This is a genomic window from Pseudomonas sp. Van50, from assembly GCF_055390755.1.
This window is the reverse complement of record NZ_AP024343.1, coordinates 1,696,684-1,717,505: the sequence shown is the minus strand read 5'-3', so window position 1 is coordinate 1,717,505 and position 20,822 is coordinate 1,696,684. Positions and strand designations below refer to the sequence as shown.

General features: G+C 59.0%; 20 protein-coding genes, 1 tRNA gene and 3 pseudogenes. 5 read left to right on the top strand and 19 right to left on the bottom strand.

Annotated features, from left to right (window positions below; all coding sequences use genetic code 11):
• Window positions 1–3: 3 nt before the first annotated feature.
• The 3 genes and pseudogenes from ACZ5M5_RS07615 to ACZ5M5_RS07605 all read right to left on the bottom strand — a co-directional run.
• Window positions 4–698: pseudogene (locus ACZ5M5_RS07615) on the bottom strand (phytanoyl-CoA dioxygenase family protein).
• Between the two features lie 62 nt (window positions 699–760).
• Window positions 761–1,540 carry a methyl-accepting chemotaxis protein gene (locus tag ACZ5M5_RS07610; protein ID WP_373419643.1) on the bottom strand — a complete coding sequence of 260 codons (780 nt, stop codon included), beginning with the start codon at window positions 1,538–1,540 and terminating at the stop codon, window positions 761–763.
• A 78-nt stretch (window positions 1,541–1,618) separates the two neighbouring features.
• A pseudogene (locus ACZ5M5_RS07605) lies at window positions 1,619–2,395 on the bottom strand (MCP four helix bundle domain-containing protein); the annotation flags it as partial.
• Window positions 2,396–2,888: 493 nt separating this feature from the next.
• On the opposite strand from ACZ5M5_RS07605, the gene ACZ5M5_RS07600 reads away from it, so the two are divergent.
• Window positions 2,889–3,155, top strand: coding sequence for a short-chain dehydrogenase (locus ACZ5M5_RS07600; RefSeq protein WP_464738846.1), 267 nt, complete (start codon window positions 2,889–2,891; stop codon window positions 3,153–3,155).
• 426 nt (window positions 3,156–3,581) lie between these two features.
• Here the strand turns inward: ACZ5M5_RS07600 and ACZ5M5_RS07595 are convergent, their stop codons facing one another.
• From ACZ5M5_RS07595 to dapA, 8 genes are all read right to left on the bottom strand, one after another.
• Window positions 3,582–4,667: a type I restriction endonuclease gene (locus ACZ5M5_RS07595; protein WP_464738845.1), complete on the bottom strand. Its 1,086-nt coding sequence runs from the start codon at window positions 4,665–4,667 to the stop codon at window positions 3,582–3,584.
• Window positions 4,668–5,104: 437 nt separating this feature from the next.
• Window positions 5,105–5,413: an addiction module antidote protein gene (locus ACZ5M5_RS07590; protein ID WP_464738844.1), complete on the bottom strand. Its 309-nt coding sequence runs from the start codon at window positions 5,411–5,413 to the stop codon at window positions 5,105–5,107.
• A gap of 2 nt (window positions 5,414–5,415) precedes the next feature.
• Window positions 5,416–5,709, bottom strand: coding sequence for a type II toxin-antitoxin system RelE/ParE family toxin (locus ACZ5M5_RS07585; protein ID WP_192263467.1), 294 nt, complete (start codon window positions 5,707–5,709; stop codon window positions 5,416–5,418).
• 313 nt (window positions 5,710–6,022) lie between these two features.
• Window positions 6,023–6,112 (bottom strand) — tRNA-Ser (locus ACZ5M5_RS07580).
• Window positions 6,113–6,195: 83 nt separating this feature from the next.
• Window positions 6,196–6,909 (bottom strand): phosphoribosylaminoimidazolesuccinocarboxamide synthase, encoded by a 714-nt coding sequence (purC, locus tag ACZ5M5_RS07575; RefSeq protein WP_057449754.1) that lies wholly within the window; start codon window positions 6,907–6,909, stop codon window positions 6,196–6,198.
• Between the two features lie 27 nt (window positions 6,910–6,936).
• Window positions 6,937–7,695 carry an MBL fold metallo-hydrolase gene (locus ACZ5M5_RS07570; RefSeq protein ID WP_103309781.1) on the bottom strand — a complete coding sequence of 253 codons (759 nt, stop codon included), beginning with the start codon at window positions 7,693–7,695 and terminating at the stop codon, window positions 6,937–6,939.
• A gap of 4 nt (window positions 7,696–7,699) precedes the next feature.
• Window positions 7,700–8,815, bottom strand: a complete 1,116-nt coding sequence (gene bamC / locus ACZ5M5_RS07565) for an outer membrane protein assembly factor BamC (protein WP_060738758.1) — start codon at window positions 8,813–8,815, stop codon at window positions 7,700–7,702.
• 17 nt (window positions 8,816–8,832) lie between these two features.
• Entirely contained in the window at window positions 8,833–9,711 is an 879-nt protein-coding gene (dapA, locus tag ACZ5M5_RS07560) for a 4-hydroxy-tetrahydrodipicolinate synthase (protein ID WP_060738759.1), read from the bottom strand.
• Between the two features lie 315 nt (window positions 9,712–10,026).
• Here dapA and ACZ5M5_RS07555 point away from each other — a divergent pair, with 315 nt between their 5' ends.
• Both ACZ5M5_RS07555 and ACZ5M5_RS07550 read left to right on the top strand, forming a co-directional pair.
• Window positions 10,027–10,587: a glycine cleavage system transcriptional repressor gene (locus tag ACZ5M5_RS07555; protein WP_060738760.1), complete on the top strand. Its 561-nt coding sequence runs from the start codon at window positions 10,027–10,029 to the stop codon at window positions 10,585–10,587.
• A gap of 10 nt (window positions 10,588–10,597) precedes the next feature.
• Window positions 10,598–11,071 carry a peroxiredoxin gene (locus tag ACZ5M5_RS07550; RefSeq protein ID WP_024616115.1) on the top strand — a complete coding sequence of 158 codons (474 nt, stop codon included), beginning with the start codon at window positions 10,598–10,600 and terminating at the stop codon, window positions 11,069–11,071.
• A gap of 131 nt (window positions 11,072–11,202) precedes the next feature.
• Here the strand turns inward: ACZ5M5_RS07550 and ACZ5M5_RS07545 are convergent.
• Together ACZ5M5_RS07545 and ACZ5M5_RS07540 are read right to left on the bottom strand one after the other, a co-directional pair.
• Window positions 11,203–12,272: pseudogene (locus ACZ5M5_RS07545) on the bottom strand (AI-2E family transporter).
• 32 nt (window positions 12,273–12,304) lie between these two features.
• Entirely contained in the window at window positions 12,305–12,544 is a 240-nt protein-coding gene (locus ACZ5M5_RS07540) for a sulfurtransferase TusA family protein (protein ID WP_053120054.1), read from the bottom strand.
• A 98-nt stretch (window positions 12,545–12,642) separates the two neighbouring features.
• Here ACZ5M5_RS07540 and ACZ5M5_RS07535 point away from each other — a divergent pair, with 98 nt between their 5' ends.
• Window positions 12,643–14,076: a M48 family metalloprotease gene (locus tag ACZ5M5_RS07535; protein WP_103309779.1), complete on the top strand. Its 1,434-nt coding sequence runs from the start codon at window positions 12,643–12,645 to the stop codon at window positions 14,074–14,076.
• Between the two features lie 61 nt (window positions 14,077–14,137).
• On the opposite strand, the gene ACZ5M5_RS07530 is transcribed toward ACZ5M5_RS07535, so the two are convergent.
• From ACZ5M5_RS07530 to rpoE, 4 genes are all read right to left on the bottom strand, one after another.
• The gene (locus ACZ5M5_RS07530) at window positions 14,138–15,568 is read right to left on the bottom strand and encodes a DegQ family serine endoprotease (RefSeq protein WP_060738763.1); all 1,431 of its coding nucleotides are present in this window, start codon (window positions 15,566–15,568) and stop codon (window positions 14,138–14,140) included.
• Between the two features lie 234 nt (window positions 15,569–15,802).
• Window positions 15,803–16,750 carry a MucB/RseB C-terminal domain-containing protein gene (locus ACZ5M5_RS07525; protein ID WP_060738764.1) on the bottom strand — a complete coding sequence of 316 codons (948 nt, stop codon included), beginning with the start codon at window positions 16,748–16,750 and terminating at the stop codon, window positions 15,803–15,805.
• Window positions 16,751–16,762: 12 nt separating this feature from the next.
• Window positions 16,763–17,350 carry a sigma-E factor negative regulatory protein gene (locus ACZ5M5_RS07520; RefSeq protein ID WP_046065129.1) on the bottom strand — a complete coding sequence of 196 codons (588 nt, stop codon included), beginning with the start codon at window positions 17,348–17,350 and terminating at the stop codon, window positions 16,763–16,765.
• A gap of 31 nt (window positions 17,351–17,381) precedes the next feature.
• A complete protein-coding gene (gene rpoE / locus ACZ5M5_RS07515) occupies window positions 17,382–17,963 on the bottom strand; it encodes an RNA polymerase sigma factor RpoE/AlgU (protein ID WP_003172477.1) in 582 nt (193 codons plus the stop codon).
• 559 nt (window positions 17,964–18,522) lie between these two features.
• Here rpoE and nadB point away from each other — a divergent pair.
• Window positions 18,523–20,139: an L-aspartate oxidase gene (nadB, locus tag ACZ5M5_RS07510; protein ID WP_060738765.1), complete on the top strand. Its 1,617-nt coding sequence runs from the start codon at window positions 18,523–18,525 to the stop codon at window positions 20,137–20,139.
• Here the strand turns inward: nadB and ACZ5M5_RS07505 are convergent.
• Entirely contained in the window at window positions 20,108–20,560 is a 453-nt protein-coding gene (locus ACZ5M5_RS07505; protein WP_060738766.1) for a protein YgfX, read from the bottom strand. The genes nadB and ACZ5M5_RS07505 overlap by 32 nt on opposite strands.
• The gene (locus ACZ5M5_RS07500) at window positions 20,544–20,798 is read right to left on the bottom strand and encodes an FAD assembly factor SdhE (protein WP_003184348.1); all 255 of its coding nucleotides are present in this window, start codon (window positions 20,796–20,798) and stop codon (window positions 20,544–20,546) included. Before ACZ5M5_RS07500 ends, ACZ5M5_RS07505 begins: the two co-directional genes overlap by 17 nt.
• Window positions 20,799–20,822: the final 24 nt, after the last annotated feature.

Below are 20,822 nucleotides of genomic sequence, written 5' to 3'. Positions count from 1 at the left end.
GGCTCAATCGTATTCAGCCTCCTGGTGGTGGCCCAACAACCGCCGCTGACGAGATGTCGCGGCGGCCAAGACCACAGGGTTGAACTGCCAGTGCAGATAGGGCGAGAACTTCTGCGCGACCATCCGCCGACCGTAGTGCACCTGGAGCATGTATCGCGTACGGTCGGCGGTCCGGTTGTCGCTGCCGGCGTGCCATAACTCACTGCGCAGTATCAACACATCGCCCGCCCGGCACAGCACCGGCTGCGCGGGGTGCCCTTGCCACTGCGTTTCGCCCTTCACCGGTGCCCGGCCGGCCTTGTGGCTGCCCGCAATGACCTGTGTCGGGCTCAAGTCGGCGTCGATGTCATCCAGGTAAAACTGCGCGGTAAAAACCTGTATAGGCAGTTCAAAGGCAGGGTCGGCCAACAGCCCTGGCGGCAATTGCATCGCCAGATAATCCAGGTGCAACGGCGCCCCGGTAAACCGGGATGGCAGCGCCAGGCCGTCTGGCCGATGACATGGCAATCATCGCCCAGGGCCGCCTCGGCCAGCTCGATCACCCCGGCCACATCCAGGAAGGGCAGCCAGAACGGATCGCGATTGAACACACATTTGTAATGATCGATGACGCCGCTGTAGTCCCAATGCAGGGGCTTCAACTGGTCAATGGCATGGCGCAGGTCGGCGATCTGCCGGGCATTCAACACGCCGGGCATCAGGACGACCCCGTCCTGATGCAGGGCTTGCAGTTGCTCGTCAGTGGACACGACACCCTGCTTCAGGTGCGGAAACGGCCGGTCAGTTCTGCCAGGTTTCTCGACAGGCTGGACAGCTGTTGGCTGGCCTGCATGCTCTGGGCAGAATTGGATGCCGCTTCGTTGGACAGATCACGGATGTCAGAAATATTGCGGGCTATTTCCTCAGTGACGCTGCTCTGCTCCTCACATGCACTGGCGATTTGCGCGGCCATGTCGTTGATCCGTTGGATCGAACCGCCGGTACCGCTGAGCACCTGATCGACGCCCGCGGCTCGTTCGACACTGTCCCGGGCCTTGCTGCTGCCCACATGCATGGCTTGTACAGCCTTGGCGACACCGCTCTGCAACCGCTCGATGCGAACCTGGATGTCCTTGGTCGAATCCTGTGTGCGCGCCGCAAGCGCTCTCACTTCGTCGGCCACCACGGCAAAACCACGGCCCTGCTCACCGGCCCGCGCGGCTTCGATGGCAGCGTTCAGCGCCAACAGGTTAGTCTGTTCGGCAATGCCACGGATCACTTCGAGCACCGCACCGATACTGGAAGTTTCCTGGGCCAGTGCCTCGATCGTGCCCGAAGCGCTCTCCACTTCCTGGGCCAACTGGCGGATCGACTCGATGGTGCTGCTGACCACCTCGGCGCCGTCACGAGACTGACTGCTCGCCTGTTGCGCGGCGCCCGAGGCGTTCGCCGCGTTATGCGCCACTTCGTGCACCGCCGCGCTCATCTGGGTGGCGGCGGTACTGACCTGATCGAGCGCCGCATGCTCGCTGCTGATCAACCGGTCATTCGTGGCGGCCATATCAGCCATGGCGCGCGCTGCGGAGTCAACCTCCCCGGTGACCCGCCCAACTTCGGCGATCAACGGTTGCAGCTTGTCGAGAAAACGGTTGAAGGCTCCGCTGAGCTGACCCAACTCATCGGCCGAACGTACCTCCAGACGCCCTTTCAAATCGCCACCACCCTCGGCAATCTGCTCGACGCGGTGCAGCAGTCGACGCATTGGACTCAGCACCACAAGTGGCAGAACGAAAAGCACCAGGATGCAACTGAGCAGGCCGACCAGCAGAATCGCACCCTGTTGCATCCCAACTGCCTTGCCGTTATCGATCGCGGCGTCGCCTTCGCGATGCGACGCCGCATCTTCCAGCTCACCCAGCTTGTCGATGGAGTCGCGCATGGTTTCGAACAGGCGCTCACTATCACCAAAACTCAGCGCGCTGGCACCCTGCGGATCGCCTACAGACAGCTCGAGGACCCGTCGCGACACCTGCATCCATTTCCCGAAGCTGTCATTGAACTGACTGACCAATGCCTGTGCTTCGGCACCGGGTTGCATCGCGGCATATTTTTGCACGCGGTCATAAGCCTGCTTCGCATTCTCGCCATGACTGGCGCTCAGCGCTTTCAAATGCTCGCTTGCATGACCATCAAGCAGACTGCGCTCGGCGACGAAAGCCTGATAAAGATCACGGTCGGCGTTGAGCAACAGGCTGATCGCCGGCAGATAACGCTTGGTCAGTTGCGTGCTCGATTCGGTCACCTGACCGATACCACGCATGCCCGACCACCCCATCAACACCAACAACACAGCCAGGAATGCGATCGGAAGGGTGATTTTCCAGCGAAAGCCCAGATCGGCAAAAAACCGCAGCATGGTGTCACTCCTTACACGGGGAATACCTGCCTATCGGCAGCCTTGTCTTCAGCTATAGACCATTAGTCTAATTGTTACAAAGCTTTGGGCCTGGCAGACACCGAGGTTATGCAGATCGCGGAGGGGGTTGGGCGGGATAAAAAAGGCGGGGGAAGGCAACTGCTGCGGGGAATTTTCTGACATTTCTCGCCCACATAATTTAAAGAATTTTCTGACTCATCATCTGATTGATGATTTCTCCAGAAGGGCTCTATAGTCCAAGTGTCGTTCGTAAGAGCGGCTTGGGTTTGGCGACCCATGACAAATATGCAGGAACCTCTCGCGGATTGCGGAACGCTACCGTGCGCAATATGCTGCTTTTCGGTAGCTGTGCGTGGGAGATCTTCGGATCTACCGGTTTTTCTATTTGTCCGGTTCGCCAACCTGCGTACAGCTACCACCTTATTCGTTTGGCGACGACTAAGAAGGTCATCAATCAAATGGAATTTAAAAAATGAATAGATACATGGCTCTTACCAGTAATGCCGACGATCAACCCCTCTTCGTCGATACCTCCGTCCCCTTGCACATCCTGCTTGATACGGCAGGCTATAGAATTCGCGCGGTCACTCAGCTGTTAGAGAACCTCGCCATGCGAGGAGACATTCCGAGTGACTCAGTGGTCCTCCAGGACTTTGCACAACTGTGCTGCATTCCATTGAGGGATGGTTGCGACGTACTCGATGTCATAGCCCGACGCTTGGACGCAGAGCCGGCCTAGTTCAAAGGGCCTCTCACGAGGCCCATTTCGTCGAGACTAGCACGGTTCGATGGCACCAAAACCCTCCAGTTTGCCCGGACTCGATTAATCACATAAGCCGATCAGCATGAATACACATATCTCGGAGGCTCCGATGACTACTACAAAAAAGTCGACAAACCGCACAAGAAAGTCACACACGATGAGCTGACATTTCTTGACGTTCGGCAAGCTGCACGTGATGGTCAAAAAGTGTTCGATAAATTTGTAATCACTGGCAAGTTTCCTATACAAAGGCCTGGTTACCACCCGTAAAAACTTCTGCCTTTTTTGAAAAAATGGAAAACGGGGACCGACCACAGCTATGCGTCTGTTCCTCAAACAGTCATCGGCGTAAATCGTATATTCCAGTCCTTGGCTTTAGGCAAAAAACTGGAATTTATTATTTCAAGACTGCCCGTGATAATAAGTAATCGTCTCTTTTAAGGAGTCCGAAAAGTCATAAATTTGATCGAGTGAATCAATAGGATGTCGAGTTTCATTTTTGTCCCTATCAAAAACACCTAAATATTTTTGGCTTCTATTAAAGTGGAGTCTAGCGATTGGCTTTCGATTGTTATCGTCCAACAAGATCCCAAAGTAGCTCTGAGTGTCTCTGTGTGCGATCCGTTTCGAGTCGATTACTGTTCGCACTATCGCTTTTATGATATGAAAGCCCTCCAGCTCCTCCATCGTAGTAAGGACTCGATCTTCAGGCGCATCATTTGTTTCGGGCTGGCTCTCGGATACAACCCGCTCCGCCGGAGTCGGTAGCGGAACGCCGCTGATTGCGGACTTCAGGCGATCGTTAATTTGGTCGTTTAGGAACTGAGATGCAGCCTTTTTGGTAAGAAGCGCGAACTGCTCTCTTACTTTTTGAGTGATCACACCTTCATAGATTCGAGAAGCAAAGAACCGCACAAAATCATCGTCGGGCTGGGTGAACTGAGAGGCCATCTCTCTTTTTATCTGTCCTACGTACTTTAATTCGCCTGCCGCGTTAATGATTGACTCAACGTCAAACGCTGATTTTGTAAGCTTTTGCAGCTCAGGTATCACGTGTTCGTCGACATCTAAAAGATCTATCTCCAAAAATGGTTTTTCATCCATTTTGTTTGGAGCATCTAAATCAGTGAAGAATCTGTAGAATCTGCCGTTTGTTAAAATCGATATCCTTGCGGTAGTGACATGGAAATATCTGAATAACTGGCTAGCATGATTTATATTTAGCGACTCGCCAATTTTTTTAGTCTCAATAAGAATCTGAATCTGGCCATTTTTTAAGATCGCGTAATCAATTTTTTCGCCTTTTTTTGTACCAATATCACATATATATTCGGGCACGACTTCGGATGGGTCGAAAACGTCATAGCCAAGCACCGTGTGAATGAATGGCATTACAAAAGCAGTCTTAGTCGCTTCCTCAGTTTGGATTGTTGATGCTAACTGATTCACCTTCGCCGACATTGCGTTCAAGCGTTCTATAAATTCCATTTCCTAGCTCCGTAGCCATTTTCCCGAATGGGCCAATAGAGGCTTAACGCTACTACTTTGTTAGGTTGGCTCGATACTGGATTTTCGTCCATGCTGGATACCCAAACAGTTCGAAATATAAGGAGAGCCAGGCAAGGATTAAACCAAGGCAACGCTGAGCGTTCCGATGCCATGCCCTATCCGACCATTCAGTCCTCACGTAGAAACTTCTGCCCCCCACCAAAAGAACTATTCTGGTCCTAAGCCTCTCGCCGGAGATTTTCTGTCGCGTTACGCTCTGAATGTCGCTGAACATTCAGCGACAGGGCTTGGTAACCCACTGAGGAAAGCGGCAAGAAAGCAGAAAGAAAGCGGGGACAGACCACGATTAGAGGCAGGCTGATTACAGATGAACTCACGATCGTGGTCTGTTCCCAGTCTCCGCTCTAATCCACTCTTCAGACAGGTGAATGATTAGCCGCATGCCCAGGCTGCGCATGAAGATCGATGCCTAGCGCATGAATGACCTTGAGTACGGTATCGAATCTCGGTTTTGATCCGGGGGCGAACGCCTTGTACAAGCTTTCTCGTCCCATGCCGGAGTCTTTAGCGATCTGCGCCATGCCTCGGGCCTTGGCTACATAGCCGATCGCTCGGAGAAACTCCTCGCTATTACCATCAGCCAACACCTGGGAAAGGTATTCACTGATCGCTTCGTCGCTATCGAGTAGTGCGGCCATGTCAAATGTCGTCAGGTGTTGGCTCACGCTCAAATCTCCTTTGCCAATTTCTTCGCTCGCCGGATATCAGCACTCTGTGAAGACTTGTCGCCCCCAGCCAGTAGCACGATGACCACTCCACCGCGCAGGGTGAAATAGACCCGGTAGCCAGCGCCTACATCCACACGCAACTCTGAAACACCATCACCGACAGGTTTCACATCGCCCAGGTGACCCGCTGCGGCACGATCAATGCGGGGGGCGATAGCGATTTTTGCTCGCAGATCACGAACCGATGAATGCCAAGCAGTAAACGTCTGCGTTTGCTGAATGAGATAATTAATCGGCGGACCGTATCCAGTTGGATACTAGAAATCAAGATACTGATGCCGGTCATCCCTCCGTATTCTCAATCCGGGGGGGGGAAGAAATGGGAACAGATCACGATCTGATGATGAGTGAACTCAAAACTGTGGCCTGTCCCAGTCTTTAAATCGCGGCGCAAATCATAGGTCAGGCGATCCGCGCCCCGACGTTCACGCTCGCAGTACTGCCGCACAATCCATGTCGCCGCGTTCGCCATACGCGACAAAACGCCAGAAACGAAAAAGCCCCTGAAATGTTCAACCATTTCAGGGGCTTAGTCGTATTCAATAATGGCGGAGAGATAGGGATTTGAACCCTAGGTACTGTCGCCAGTACAACGGATTTCGAATCCGTCCCGTTCGGCCACTCCGGCATCTCTCCAGTGGCGCGCATCATACCAGCACATTCGCCGGAAGCGAACCCCCGAGCGAAATTTTTTCCGTGCTATCAGATGCTTGCGTCGATTACAGCGGTACACCCAGGCGCTGGGCGACTTCTTCGTAGGCTTCGATGACGTCACCGAGGCCCTGGCGGAAGCGGTCCTTGTCCATCTTCTTCTTGGTGTCCTTGTCCCACAGGCGGCAGCCGTCCGGGCTGAATTCGTCGCCCAGGACGATGGAACCGTCGCTGAACACGCCGAATTCAAGCTTGAAGTCCACCAGCAGCAAGCCGGCGTCGTCGAACAGCTTGGTCAGCACTTCATTGACCTTGAGGGACAATTCCTTCATGCGGGCCAGTTGCTCGGTGGTGCCCCAACCGAATGCCACGACGTGGGATTCGTTGATGAACGGGTCGCCCTTGGCGTCGTCCTTCAGGAACAGCTCGAAGGTGTAAGGGTTGAGCTTCATGCCCTCTTCCACGCCCAGGCGCTTGACCAGGCTGCCGGCGGCGTAGTTACGCACGACGCATTCGACCGGGATCATGTCCAGCTTCTTGACCAGGCATTCGTTGTCGCCCAGCAGCTTGTCGAACTGGGTCGGCACGCCGGCGGCTTCGAGTTTTTGCATGATGAAGGCGTTGAACTTGTTGTTCACCATGCCCTTGCGGTCCAGCTGTTCGATGCGCTTGCCGTCGAACGCCGAGGTGTCGTTGCGAAACAGCAGGATCAAGCGGTCAGCGTCGTCGGTCTTGTAAACCGACTTGGCTTTGCCGCGGTAGAGTTCTTCACGTTTTTCCATGATGGGCTCCGCTTGCTAAGTAGTGGGCTAGGCGATATGTCGCCAGTCGAGCCCTGAATCTTGATCGGCCAGTTGCAGCCAGTCCGGGTCGCACCCGAGGGTGTCGACGAAACATTGCCGGGCCAGCTGCGGCAGGTTGTTCTTGCTGCTCAGATGGGCCAGGACCAGGTGTTGCAGGCCTTGCCAGCCCAACTCGGCCACCAGGAACGCGGCCTGGTGGTTGTTCAAATGTCCGTGTTCCCCGCCGACCCGCTGCTTGAGGAAGTACGGGTAGTAACCACGGGCCAGCATGTCACGGCAGTGGTTGGACTCGATCATCAATGCATCGAGGTCCCGGTAACTGTCCATCACCCTGTTGCAGTACGACCCCAGGTCGGTCAACAACCCGAAACGTCGTTCACCATCGCTGAACACATATTGCGTCGGTTCCCGGGCATCGTGCGCCACACTGACCACGCTGATGTCCAGGCTACCGATACGCAGTTGCTCGCCACCGACCACGAAGCCGGCTGGCTCGATGGGCTTGCGCAGGCCTGCCAGTGTCCCACGACTCAGGTACACCGGCAGATTGTAGCGCCGAGACAGCAAACCCACGCCATGCACGTGGTCGGCATGTTCGTGGGTCACGAGTATCGCGCTCAGTTGCGCCGGGTGCACACCCAGGCGCAACAGGCGTTTCTCGGTTTCCCGCAGGGAGAAACCACAATCGACCAACACGTACGTACCAGCGCTGGCGACCAGCGTGCCGTTGCCCTGGCTACCGCTGCCGAGAACGGCGAAACGCATCGGATCAGCCCAGGTTATCCTGAATCACGCTCAATACCTTGCGGGCCACATCGGCCGGCGCCACGGTGTTGATGTTCTTCTCGACAGTGACCTGGACGCTTTCGCCGACCTTGCTCAGGCGAACCTGGTAACGCTCGGCGCGGGCTTCGATCTCTTCCTTGTCCGGCTTGCTGCCGAACAGGCCGCTGAAGAAGCCGGGCTTGTCGTCTTTCTTCTCGGCCTTCTCGGCGAGGTTGATGTAGTACAGGCCCAGGCTGCGGTTGATGTCCTCAACGCGCCACTCACCCTGTTCCAGCGCACGGCCAACGCTCGACCAGGCACGGTCCAGGTCGGAGCCGACGTTGAGCACCGGGTTGCCGCTGCCGTCTTCGCTCAGGCTGACGCGGCTCGGCGCATCGAATTCCTTGGACGCCAGCATCGAGACCGAACCGCCCTGCTCCGCGGTACGACTCATGCTGGCAAGCATGTCGTCCACCAGGGCAGCGTCGAGGCCGGTATTGACCGAACGGTTGGTGAAGGCCACGTCGGCGGTGCTGCCGGCAGGACGCTCGGCGCTGACCACGTAGATTTCACTGGTGTTGCGCTGCACGCCCGGCTCGATACGCACCCGCACGCGGGTTTCGCTGTCGGCCGCGACACCGGCGGCGCTCAGGCGCTTGGCCATGGCGGCGGACAGTTCATCGGAGCGCTGCCAGGTGGTGGTGAACTCGCCGGTTTGCGGGCGCTGTTCGTCCAGGCGGAAACCGTTGTCCTGGAAGAACTGGATCGCCACCGGCCAGACTTCGGCTGGCGGATGCTGGCCCATGACCCAGCTGGAATCGCCACTCTTCTGCAGGGTGTAGTCGCTGGCGTCGGCCACGGCCGACAGCGGCTGCGGACGTGGAACGATGTACTCGCCCTTGACGCTGTCGTCCGCGACGTTGCGCGGAATCGGCAGCAGCGGATCCAGGCGCTTGGCGATGTTGACGTCTTGCGGCAGTTGCATCGGTGCAGTCTGTTGCGCTTGCAGGTAATCGCTACCACGGTCGCGGAAGTAACCTTCCGGCCCCCAGATCCATCCGCAGCCGCTGGTGCTGGAGATAATCAAGGCAAGTGCGGAAAGTCCGGCCATTCGCTTCATGCGTTGTACTTCCTCAATTAAACCAGGACGCCGGACTGGCGCAGGGCCTGCCGCAGCGGTTCGTGACAGGGGGTGCTCAGCCAGGTCAGTGGCAAGCGGATGCCTTCGTGCATCAGGCCCATTTCGACCAAGGCCCACTTCACCGGAATCGGGTTGGCCTCGATGAACAGGTCCTTGTGCAACGGCATCAGTTTTTCGTTGATGGCCCGTGCGGTCTCGGCGTCGCCCTTGAGCGCGGCCTCGCACAGGTCGGCCATTTCGCGCGGGGCAACGTTGGCGGTGACGGAGATGTTGCCCTTGCCACCCAGCAGGATCAGCTCGACCGCTGTCGGATCATCCCCGGACAGCACGATGAAGTCCTTGCTCACGCCATCGAGGATGGCCTTGGCGCGCTTCATGTCGCCGGTGGCTTCCTTGATGCCGATGATGTTCGGCACGGTGGACAGGCGGATCACGGTCTCGGCCTGCATGTCGCAGGAGGTGCGGCCGGGAACGTTATAGAGAATCTGCGGGATGTCGACGGCTTCGGCAATGTGCTTGAAGTGCTGGTACAGGCCTTCCTGGGTCGGCTTGTTGTAGTACGGGACGACCAGCAGGCAGGCGTCGGCACCGGCTTCCTTGGCGTTGCGGGTCAGCTCGACGGCTTCGCGAGTCGAGTTGGCGCCAGTACCGGCGATGACGGGGATGCGACCGTTGACCTGCTTGACCACGGCACGGATGACTTCGATGTGCTCATTGACGTCGAGGGTTGCCGACTCGCCGGTGGTACCGACGGCGACAATGGCATGGGTGCCGTTCTCAAGGTGGAAGTCCACGAGTTTGCTGAGGCTGGCCCAGTCAAGATGCCCTTGTGCATCCATGGGTGTGACCAGTGCCACCATACTGCCCGCAATCATGAAACCGCTCCTGCCGGAAAAAGAGAGCGGTAATGGTACTGGCGCCAAGATGCTTGTACAAGCGAACTACCATTCCCCTGGGCGATGGTTTTCGCTACCCTTCAGGCTTTGATCGGTACCGACAAGCTCATACGCCGGTTTCCAGCCTCCGTTTTCGACGCCACAAGCCCCGATCCCGGGTTTGTCCTGGTGCATTCCCGCTGTCGCGGAATGCAGCGCAACCCCGGACAAAAGGCTTGAGCCGTTCGTTTTCCCGGGCCGGGCGCTGTGTCGAGCGGCAAAGGTACCGACCGCTCATCGCTTTAGGAATGCTGCATGTCCACCCCCACAGTCCGCGAACAATTCCTTGTTATCAGTGCCCTTGGCGCCAACCCCATGGAGCTGACTAACGTCCTGTGCCGCGCCAGCCATGAAAATCGCTGCGCCGTCGTAACCTCACGCCTGACCCGTCATGGCGAATGCAGTGCACTCGTGCTGGAGATCTCCGGCAGCTGGGACGCCCTGGCGCGCCTGGAAGGCGGCCTGCCGGTGCTGGCCAAGAAGCATGCCTTTACCGTCAACGTCGTGCGCAGCGCCGCCCTGGAGAACCGTCCACAGGCCCTGCCCTACGTGGCCTACGTGAGCTCGGCCTACCGTCCGGACATCATCAACGAGCTGTGCCAGTTCTTCATGGACCATCACGTCGAGCTGGAAAACCTGACCTGCGACACCTACCAGGCCCCGCAGACCGGCGGCACCATGCTCAACGCCACGTTCACCGTGACCCTGCCCGCCGGCACCCAGATCAGTTGGCTGCGCGATCAGTTCCTGGACTTCGCCGATGCGATGAACCTGGATGCCCTGATCGAACCGTGGCGCCCACAAAACCCAATGTAAGGAAGCGTTCATGGCCGTTGCCGTCGACCAGCCGGTTACCGATTTCCAGGCGCCCGCCACCAGCGGGCAGACCATCAGCCTCGCCGCCCTCAAGGGCAAGCAGGTGGTGATCTATTTCTACCCCAAGGACAGCACTCCCGGTTGCACCACCGAAGGCCAGGGCTTTCGCGATCAGTACGCGCAGTTCCAGGCCGCCAACACCGAAGTGTTCGGCGTCTCCCGGGACAGCCTCAAGTCCCACGAGAACTTCAAGTGCAAGCAGGAGTTCCCGTTCGAACTGATCAGCGACAAGGACGAGGCGGTCTGCCAGCTGTTCGACGTGATCAAGCTGAAAAAGCTCTACGGCAAGGAATACCTGGGCGTTGACCGCAGCACCTTCCTGATCGACAAGAACGGCGTGCTGCGCCAGGAATGGCGTGGCGTGAAGGTGCCGGGGCATGTGGATGCGGTGTTGGCGGCGGCCCAGGCGCTCAACAAGGGCTGAAACTTTCGCTGCCTTTACTGGCGCTATCGCGAGCAAGCTCGCTCCCACACTGGATTGAGTAACACCACTTATCCCGTGTGGGAGCGAGCTTGCTCGCGATGAGGCCATCCGCCTCACCCCATCAGTCAAAGCTACAACAACGGCGCGACAACCGGCTCCTTGCTCGGCCACGCATCCAGCACCGCCTTGAACAGCGTCGCCAGGGGAATCGCAAAGAACACCCCCAGAACCCCCACAGCCCGCCAAACAGCAGCACCGCACAAATGATCGCCACCGGATGCAGGTTCACCGCCTCGGAGAACAGCAGCGGGACCAGCACGTTGCCGTCCAGGGTCTGGATGATCCCGTAGACCGCCATCAGGTAGATGAACTGATCGCTCCAGCCCCACTGGAACAGCGCAATCAAGGCCACCGGCACGGTCACCACCACGGTGCCGACGTAAGGCACCACCACTGAAATGCCCACCAGCAGCGCCAGCAGGGCGGCGTAATTGAGCCCCATGGTCACGAAACCGATATAGGTCACGCCGCCGCAGATGAAAATCTCGATGACTTTTCCGCGAATGTAATTGGCGATCTGCCGATTCATCTCCTGGGCCACTCGGGTGATCAGCGCCCGCTCACGAGGCAGGTAGCCACGCACCCAACGCCCGATCATTTCCCGGTCCTTGAGGAAGAAGAACACCAGGATCGGTACCAGCACCAGGTAGATCATGATGTTGACCAGAAGCGGCAGGCTGGACAGCGAGAACGTCAGAGCCCATTGGCCGAACTTGCCAATCTCGCCGCGCACCACTTCGATGGTCTGCAACACCTGCTCATCGGACACCAGGTGCGGATAACGCTCAGGTAGCAGCAATAGCAGGGATTGCCACTTGGCGAGCATCCCCGGCAACTCGTTGAACAAGGTCACTAACTGGTGCCAGAGCAACGGCACGATTACCACGATAAACACCACCAGCACGCCCATGAACAGGGCAAACACCAGCCCGACTGCCGCAGTGCCGGGCAGCCGCAAGCGCTCCAGCGTCGTGACCAGCCCCTGCATGAGATACGCCAGCACCATTCCCGCCAGCACCGGCGCCAACATGCCGCCCAAGGTAAGCACGGCGGTAAACGCCAGGAACAGCAGCACTGCCAGAACCACCGCCTCTTCATCGGAGAAGTAGCGCTGAATCCAATCGCGTAGCACTTTGAACATTAAAAATCCTTAAGAGACGCTATCGGTTTTTTTCAGGCCTTTTTCAGCCAGTAACGGTAGACGCCGTTTTCGTCTTCTTCACGCAGCAGCGTATGACCGGCCAATCGGGCGAAGGTGCGAAAGTCACGTTGCGAGCCCGCATCCGTGGCGATGACCTTGAGCACACTGCCGCTGGCCAGGCGGTTGAGTTCCAGCTTGGCCTTGAGCAACGGCAACGGACAATTCAGGCCGCTGGCGTCCAGTTCGGCATCGTGGGCTACAGCATCAGTCATGGGTTCGCTCCGCGGCAGGTCGTTGAGCGGCCTAGAATATCTGGTCCCGGGCCCGGTGTCCGGCTACAGTAGGGTCTTTGTCAACTAAGGCTTCGTGCATGACATTTCTGCGCCCCACCCTGCTGACGCTCGCTTGCCTGCTTGCCTCACCGGGCTTCGCCGACGACTTGCCGTCACTTGGCGATGCCAGTTCTGCCATCGTCTCGCCAGAACAGGAGCACCAACTGGGCCGCGCCTGGCTGGCCCTGCTGCGCAGCCAGGTTTCACAGCTCAACGATCCACAGCTCAAGGACTACGTCGAAACCAGCGTCTACAAGCTGGTGGAAACCAGCCAGGTCAACGACCGGCGCCTGGAATTCATCCTGATCAACAGCCCGCAGCTCAACGCCTTCGCCGCACCGGGCGGCATCGTCGGGGTCAACGGCGGCCTGTTCCTCAACGCACAGACCGAAGGCGAATACGCTTCGGTCATGGCCCACGAACTGGCGCACTTGTCACAGCGCCACTTCGCCCGCGGCGTCGAAGCCCAGCAACGCATGCAGGTGCCGATGATGGCGGCACTGCTGGCTGGCATCGTGATTGCCGCCGCCGGTGGCGGTGACGCCGGGATCGCGGCCATCGCCGGAACCCAGGCCGCCGCCATTCAGGAACAACGGCGCTTCTCGCGCCAGAACGAACAGGAAGCCGATCGCATCGGTATCCAGAACCTCGAGAAGGCCGGCTACGACCCTCGGTCCATGCCAACCATGTTCGAGCGCCTGATGCGCCAGTACCGGTTCGACGCCAGGCCGCCGGAATTCCTGCTGACTCACCCGGTGACCGAATCGCGGATCGCCGATACCCGCAACCGCGCCGAACAGGCCAAGCCGGGCGGCATCGAAGACAGTGTGCGCTATCAACTGATTCGCGCGCGGGTCCAGCTGACCTACGAAGAAACCCCGGGCCTGGGCGCCAAGCGCTTCCGGGCACAGCTGGATGAGAACCCGAAGAACGACGTGGCCCGCTATGGCCTGGCGATCGCGCAAATCAAGGGCGGCCAGTTGAATGACGCACGGGAGAATCTCAAGCCGTTGCTGGCCAAATCGCCCAACGAGATCATCTACAACCTCGCCCAGGTGGACCTGGACATCACCAGCAACAAACTGGCCGACGCTCAATCCCGCGTCGACCGGATGCTGAGCCAGTACCCCGGCAACTATCCGCTGAACCAGGTACGCGTCGACCTGCTGCTCAAGCAGAACCGCCCCGCCGATGCCGAGAAAGCCCTGGAAACCTTGCTCAAGTCGCGCCCGGACGATCCGGACGTCTGGTACATGGTGGCCGAGACCCGCGGGCTGTCAGGCAACATCATTGGCCTGCATCAGGCCCGTGCCGAGTACTTCGCCCTGGTGGGCGACTACCGTCAGGCCATTCAACAACTGGACTTCGCCAAACGACGCGCCGGCACCAACTTCCCCCTGTCGTCGCGCATCGATGCCCGCCAGCGGGAACTCATGGAGCAGGAACGCATGGTCAAGGACATGATGGGCTGAGCATTCGCCAGGCATAAAAAAACCGCCTCTTTCGAGGCGGTTTTTTTCAGCGGCTAACCGATCATTCGGCCAGCTTGAAGGTGATGAAGCTCGCACGCCCCTGGCGCAGGACTCGCATCGACACTGAACGATTCTTCGGCAATGCCTTGGCAATGTCGGTGAATTCCTTGGCCGAACCGATGGCCTGGTTGTTCAGGTGCGTGATGATGTCGCCCGGCTGGAGACCGATCAACGCGGCAGGACCGTCCTGCACTTCCTTGATCACCACACCGCCCTGGAGCTCCAGGGTGCGCTTCTGCTCTTCGGTCAGCTCGGCCACCGCCACGCCCAGGCGGTTGCTGCTGCGCTCGACGCCGGACTTGGGCAGCGAATCCAGCTCCTTGCCCTCTTCAGGAATGGCGCCGACGGTCAACTCGACATTCTTGCGCTTGCCCTCGCGAATCACTTCCAGATTGGCCTTGGCGCCAGCCTTGAGGGCTCCCACCAGGTGCGGCAGGTCGGCGGACATGACGATCGGCTGACCATTCATGCTCAGGATCACGTCACCCACTTGCAGACCGCCCTTGGCAGCCGGGCCACCTTCCTGGATCTGCGCCACCAGCGCACCGGCGGGTTTATCCAGCCCGAACGACTCGGCCAGGTCCTTGTTCACTTCCTGGATCACCACACCCAACCAGCCACGGCTGACCTTGCCTTCGCTCTTCAGTTGGTTGGACACGTCCATGGCAACGTCGATCGGAATCGCGAAGGACACGCCCATGAAGCCGCCCGAACGGGTGTAGATCTGGGAATTGATGCCGACCACTTCACCGTTGAGGTTGAACAGCGGGCCACCGGAGTTACCCGGGTTGATCGGTACGTCGGTCTGGATGAACGGCACGTAGTTTTCGTTCGGCAGGCTGCGACCGATGGCGCTGACAATACCCTGGGTCACGGTGTGGTCGAAGCCGAACGGCGAACCGATGGCAACGACCCATTGGCCGGCTTTCAGGTCCTGGGATTTGCCCAGCTTGAGCACCGGCAGGTCCTTGCCCTCGATTTTCAACAGCGCCACGTCGGAACGTGGGTCGGTGCCGATCAGCTTGGCCTTGAGCTCGCTGCGGTCGGCCAGGCGAACCAGGATTTCGTCGGCATCGGCGATCACATGGTTGTTGGTCAGGATGTAGCCATCAGGTGAAATGATGAAGCCCGACCCCAGGGACTGGGCTTCGCGCTGACGACCACCGCCGGGTGAACGGGGCTGTTGTGGCATGCCACGCTCGAAGAACTCCCGCAGCATCGGCGGCAGGCCTTCCAGGTCTGGCATCTGCTGGTCCGATACGCGGCGATCCGGCAGCTTCTGGGTCGTGCTGATGTTCACCACGGCGGGTGAAGCCTGCTCGACCAGTTGTGTGAAGTCAGGCAATTCGACCGCCACGGCAGGAACGGCCTGGCCGAGCACAAGCACGGTGGCAAAAATGGAGAGATAGGTTTTCAAGCGTGGTATCGACATACGGCTCCCGTTACGACGAGCATGGTTAAGCGATATGGAGCAAGGAATACCAGGGAAAGATACGCCGGTATTTTTGTTCCGGGAACAGACAAGGCCAGAGCCGAGCGGCTCTGACCTATAGAAAAAAAGCTGGGGTTTTGCAAATGAAAATGCTGACAGGAAGTTTCGGCATTTCGATCAAGCCCTGGCGTCATCAGCCTCTCGCACAATCGAACCACCCGCGCCGTCAGCCGGCTATTGAGTCGCAGTGACGTCGGAGCGCATGGAAAGCGCGATCCGTTCCGCCGTACCGATAGGAATCTCGCCGACCACCGTGACCATCATTTCGCCTTGGGGCGTGGTGAGCCTGCGGGAGACGGCAGCCGTCGGACCGAGTTGAGTACGGGTATCGGTGGCGTTGGCACCGTTCAACGGCTCCAGGAACACCGAGAAGCGCGCCAAGCCATCGTCGTACATCAAGCTGCTGACCTGGATCTGGGTGTCCGGGTCCTTGCGCATGGCACTGCTGGTCAGTTCAAAGCCGGGCGGCAACCAGTCCGAGTGCCAGGCGGCTTTCACCGCAACGGCCTTGCCGGGTTCCTGCGCGACAGCCTTGCATTCGGCGCTGGCTTGCAGGTCACCGTCCGTGGGCACGGCGACGTTCAGGCGAGTGAACTGGAAACGTTCGAGCAACTGGCCCTTGTCGTTGAGCAACAAGGACTTGAGCGGCAGGCCGGTCTCTTTGTCCAGGTGCAGCTCGAAGCCATAACGATGCTGGTCCTTGGGCGTCAACGCCACGATGACCGCTTGACGCCCGGCCACGCGCGACTTGCCTATGACGGCAAGGTCATACCAATTCTTGAGTTTTTGCGGATCGAGCGCACGTGAAGTGCCGTCCGGCGTATTGCCCAACCCCGCGATCAAGGAGCCGCTGACGCATTGAGTATGCCCATCAATGCGCAGGACTTCCTGTGCCGAGCCGTCGAGCTGGAGTAACCGCTCGCGGACCTTGCCATCCTGGACGCGATGCCAGATGTTATGCGTAGAAAAACTACCGTTGCGCTCGTAAACGAAAGTGCCCTGGAAGCTCTGCTGTTGCTCGGCTTGACTCAGGCGACTCAACCAGTCCTGAGCCTCATCGGCATGGGCTGGAATCGCACACCAGCCACCAAGCAGAAGCGTGAATAGAGGTATGGCGCGCAATGGTTTTCCTTATTAACGGTTTTCCAGGCTGGCGGCACGGGCGTAAGGCAGCGCGCTTTCGGTACCTTTCAAGGCAGCTTGCTGGGCATGCTGACGCAGGTAGTTGGGCAGACGCTGATCATGCCAGCCAGGCTGGCCTTGCAGCACACCGTTGACCATCGGGCCTGCGGTTTCCGAACCTTCGCTGTAGCCGGCCAATACCGCTGGGCCCTTGACCTGTGGAGCGACCAAGCCAGGCTGGTTGGACTGCTGCGCCATTTGCACGCCGGCAATCTCATCCTGGTTGTACAGGCGCACACCGGCCAGTACGGCAACGGTGACCGACGCGGCTACCGCCAGACGTCCCAGGCTACGCCATGGTCCGCGTGAAGCTTTTGCCGGTACGGCTTCGTCAGCCAATGCAGCAGAAACGGCCGCAGCGATGTCCAGGCGTGGAAGCAGCAAATCCTTGTGCATGACAGCCCGGGCGATCTGGTAACGAGCCCAGGTCTCACGTGTTTCAACATCGTCGAAGGCATTCAATACCCGACGCAATTCAAGTTCGTCCGCTTCGTTGTCCATAACTGCGGACAGCGATTCCTGCAGGGCTTCACGACTCATGGCGTTCCTCTCTTGGCTGTCGCCGCTGTCTCTAGTTTTCCTGCAACAAGGGTTGCAGGGCTTTATCGATGGCCTCCCGAGCGCGGAAAATCCGGGAGCGCACGGTGCCCACAGGACATTGCATGACGCTCGCAATGTCTTCGTAACTCAGACCGTCGAACTCACGTAAAGTTAAAGCCGTACGCAAATCTTCAGGCAATTGCTGGATGGTTCGATGGACGGTGCCTTCAATCTCATCCCGCAGCAACGCACGTTCCGGTGATTCGAGATCCTTGAGGCCATGATCGCCATCATAGAACTCGGCATCTTCAGAACTTACATCGCTATCCGGCGGCCGGCGGCCGCGTGAAACCAGATAGTTTTTCGCCGTGTTGATGGCGATGCGGTAAAGCCACGTATAAAACGCGCTGTCCCCGCGGAAATTACCAAGTGCGCGGTAGGCCTTGATGAAGGCTTCCTGAGCAACATCCTGCGCTTCATGGGTGTCGTGCACAAAACGCACGATCAACCCGAGAATTTTGTGCTGGTATTTCAGCACCAGCAGATCGAAAGCTCGCTTGTCGCCGCGTTGGACCCGCTCGACCAGCTGCTGATCCTCTTCCTGGGTTAGCATGAACACTCCTCGATAAGCTCGAAGGAGGCTTGCATTACTAATTGACCGGGCTTGCAAACATAGACTCGGGCTTTTCGCAAAAGTTCTCCCCCTTCCAAGCAAGTTTCCGGCGCGCTCTGATCTCGGCACGCACGAAAAACGCAGCAGGAGATTCCCCGGCTGCGCGAATAATCTGTCATCGGGTCTGTCGGCAGAGATTTCAATCGAAATATTGCACCAACCCGACGCTGCTCCCTTTTGCAGACAACCGTCTATTGAACGTAGGCGCTTGGCAAAAGTTCCCGCTATTTACATCGCCATGAACTGAATTTCAGGCAACCATGCCGCGATAAACAGCGTTCTGTCCTCGAAACGGCCGCCTTTGTCGACTCAAAGCCAAAAGGATGATCCGACGAAGCGTGTCGCTTTCCTGTCACACTGGTTTCACATTGCCATGAAGGCCCGGCTATTGTGCCGATCCCCCCCTCTATATACTAGTGGGCTGCGTGGCTGCCCGACCCGTTGAAGCGGTGTCTGGCGCCAACCCCGACCCGGGTCGCCTTGAGCGGAAACCATTCGAATGAGCCAACAGTTTCAACACGATGTTCTGGTAATCGGCAGCGGAGCCGCCGGATTGAGCCTGGCGCTGACCTTGCCTGCGCATTTGCGCATCGCAGTGCTGAGCAAGGGCGACCTGGCCAACGGTTCGACCTTCTGGGCCCAGGGCGGTGTCGCCGCCGTGCTGGACGATACCGACACCATTGAATCCCATGTCGACGACACCCTCAACGCCGGCGGTGGCCTTTGCGATCCGCAAGCGGTGCGTTTCACCGTCGAGCACAGCCGGGAAGCCATCCAGTGGCTGATCGACCAGGGCGTGCCGTTTACCCGTGACGAACAATCGGGCACCGAAGACGGCGGTTTCGAGTTCCATCTGACCCGCGAAGGCGGCCACAGCCATCGGCGCATCATCCACGCGGCCGACGCCACGGGCGCGGCGATCTTCAAGACCCTGCTCGCCCAGGCGCGACTACGGCCGAACATCGAATTGCTGGAACAGCGCGTCGCGGTCGACCTGATCACCGAAAAACGCCTGGGCCTGGACGGTGACCGCTGCCTCGGCGCCTATGTGCTCAATCGCGGCACCGGCGAAGTCGACACCTACGGCGCGCGCTTCGTCGTCCTGGCGTCCGGTGGCGCGGCGAAAGTCTACCTGTATACCAGCAACCCCGACGGCGCCTGCGGCGACGGCATCGCCATGGCCTGGCGTTCGGGTTGCCGGGTGGCGAACCTGGAGTTCAACCAGTTCCACCCCACCTGCCTCTATCACCCGCTGGCCAAGAGCTTCCTGGTGACCGAGGCCCTGCGTGGCGAAGGGGCCCATTTGAAGCTCCCCAACGGCGAACGCTTCATGCAACGTTTCGATCCGCGTGCCGAACTGGCGCCGCGTGACATCGTCGCCCGGGCCATCGACCACGAAATGAAGCGCCTGGGTATCGATTGCGTCTACCTGGACATCAGCCACAAGCCTGAAGCCTTCATCAAGAGCCACTTCCCGACGGTGTACGAGCGCTGCCTGGAGTTTTCCATCGACATCACCAAGCAACCGATCCCGGTGGTGCCGGCGGCGCACTATACCTGCGGTGGCGTGATGGTCGACCAACACGGCCGCACCGACGTGCCTGGCCTGTATGCCATTGGCGAAACCAGCTTCACCGGCCTGCATGGCGCCAATCGCATGGCCAGCAATTCGCTGCTGGAATGTTTCGTCTACGCCCGCTCGGCGGCGGCAGACATCCTCGAGCAATTGCCGCAGATCGCCATTCCGGCCGCCCTGCCCTCGTGGGACGCCAGCCAGGTCACCGACTCGGACGAAGACGTGATCATTGCGCACAACTGGGATGAACTGCGGCGCTTCATGTGGGACTACGTGGGCATCGTGCGCACCAACAAGCGCCTGCAACGGGCACAGCACCGGGTGCGCTTGCTGCTGGATGAGATCGACGAGTTCTACAGCAACTACAAAGTCAGCCGCGACCTGATCGAACTGCGCAACCTGGCCCAGGTGGCGGAACTGATGATTCGCTCGGCCATGGAACGCAAGGAAAGCCGGGGGCTGCATTACACCCTCGACTACCCGAACCTGCTACCCGAGGCACTGGACACTATCCTGGTGCCGCCCACCTACGCCGACTGAACCTGAGCCGCACCCGCAGGCGCCGATGGACATCCGGCGCCAGCGCGTCGCGGAGCACGCACAGCGATCGGACCCGCCGCTCACCCTGCAATCGGAAACGCAGCACGATGATCAGCGGCAGCGCCAGGCTATCGGGGCGCAACTGCACAGCCCGCCAGCCATCGGCCCGGCTCCAGAGCTGCCAGCCCGCGGCATTGCGACGCAACCCGCAAAAGGCCCGGCGATGGGTCAGCACGACATGTCGGGGGATCACCCAGGCGCCATGGGCCAGGCACACGATAATGCCAAGCGCGGCGCACCAGGACGCGATGGACAACAGCAACAACGAACCCAGGGCGAACACCTGGGCCAGCAGATAGGCCGCCAGCAGTTGCCCAGAGGCCTGCCAGCGGCATTCGAAGTCATTACTTGGGTTGGACACGGTCCAGGATCATCCGGACCATGCGCTGCAACTCGGGGTCTTCGGATTCGCTGCGCTCCATGAACCAGCCGAACATGTCCTGATCCTCGCATTCGAGCAGGCGGACATAGCACGCACGGTCCACTTCATTGAGATGGGGGTAAACCTCTTTCACGAACGGCACCAGCAACACGTCCAGTTCAAGCATGCCGCGGCGGCTGTGCCAGTAGAGGCGATTCAGTTCAACATCTTCGACCATGGAGCGCTCCTCAAATAGAGCGCA